2 protein-coding genes are annotated in these 1,309 nt (G+C 53.8%); both read right to left on the bottom strand.

The features are described 5' to 3' along the window. Window positions 1–3: 3 nt before the first annotated feature. Window positions 4–576: an RNA polymerase sigma factor gene (locus tag N826_RS38975; RefSeq protein ID WP_052832827.1), complete on the bottom strand. Its 573-nt coding sequence runs from the start codon at window positions 574–576 to the stop codon at window positions 4–6. Window positions 577–1,162: 586 nt separating this feature from the next. Then, the coding region (locus tag N826_RS42690; protein ID WP_169789521.1) for a LuxR C-terminal-related transcriptional regulator at window positions 1,163–1,309 on the bottom strand (147 nt) is incomplete at its 5' end.

Raw genomic sequence — 1,309 nt, forward strand, 5'->3', positions numbered from 1 at the left:
CAGTCACCCGCCTGACGGCAAGCTGGCGCGAAACCTGACGGAACCGGCCCGAGTATAGGTGTTGGCGTTCTGGCTCGGTAAGCTGATGCGCTGCGCAAGTTCAAGGCGTCCGCGGTGAAGGCGGCTCATCACGGTGCCAACAGGGACGCCCAGCTCGGCGGCAGCTTGCTTATAGCTTAATCCTTCGATGCAGACCAGTACGAGGACGGATCGCTGATCCTCCGGCATTCTCGCCATCTCGGTTCGCACCCGCGCCAGGGTGGTCCGTGCGATCACGGTGCGCTCGGTATCGTCGGTCGCCGCATAACAATCATCGCTCTCCAGCGGTTCCGACAACCGATTACGGGCGCTGCGCTTCTCATCAATCCAGATGTTCAAGATGATGAAGCGCATCCATTTTGCCAATTGCTCGATCTCAGCCATGGAATTTGGATGGTTGAGAGCTCGCATATAGGCTGTCTGAACAAGATCTTCCCCCGCATCGGCAGATTTAGTCAGAGCACGGGCGAAACGCTGCAGTTTGGGCATCAGACTGATGATGGCGTGCTGCGCATCCTGCGAAACCACAGATGTCATGTCGGAATCCATTGATGAGCCACAGCCCCCGTGCCTCTGTCTGTTATCTTAAACATCAAAGTTGCCGGTAAGATGTAGCAGTTGAACCAACTAGGAAAAGCATTCGTGTATTTCAATACTTCCCAAGGTGAAGTCAGGTTTTTGACTCTCTACACCAAGGATCTTCATGCTGTTTTAAATTGACAGTGTTTATGCACTAAGCTTTATCAGTCGTTCCGGTTGCCATGAAAACACTCTGCAATCCTGTCATTGTCGGGTGGCTGGTACTGACGGATGCGCCGCTCAACACAGCGGTTTTCCCATCTATAGGGATGGTTCAGTCAGCTGAAGGGAGGAGATCAATAGGGCAGGGCTTCAAGTCCTTTTCCGGTACATTCTGTTCGATTCGGCGCGATACGGGAAACAGAAGATCGTATCGACAGTGCATTTCGATAGTACGACCAACAACGATGCAGTCATCGCCTCGGTATCCTGCTCTTGAACCCAGCGTTAGCATGGCTTCTCCTCCAGTATTTGCCTGATGCCCGTCTTCACCAAGAACCTGACCGAATTCCACTTCTAAAGTGGGGAGTTCCGCAGGGAAAAATTAGGCGGAGACGGCATGAAAGCTCCTGGTCGAAACGGCGCTCTCTGCGGTGAAGCCGTTGTTCATCGCCCAAATGGCGGCCTGGGTGCGGTTGTTAACGTCGATCTTGCGCAGCAGCGTCTTCAGGTGGACCTTGACGGTCGCTTC

The sequence above is a fragment of the Skermanella aerolata KACC 11604 genome (assembly GCF_000936425.1).
In the GTDB taxonomy this organism is placed as follows: Bacteria; Pseudomonadota; Alphaproteobacteria; order Azospirillales; family Azospirillaceae; genus Skermanella; species Skermanella aerolata.

What these genes read in the sequence shown, in the direction of transcription:
- N826_RS38975 (WP_052832827.1), bottom strand. Translation starts at nt 576, where the DNA reads ATGACATCTGTGGTTTCGCAGGATGCGCAGCACGCCATCATCAGTCTG.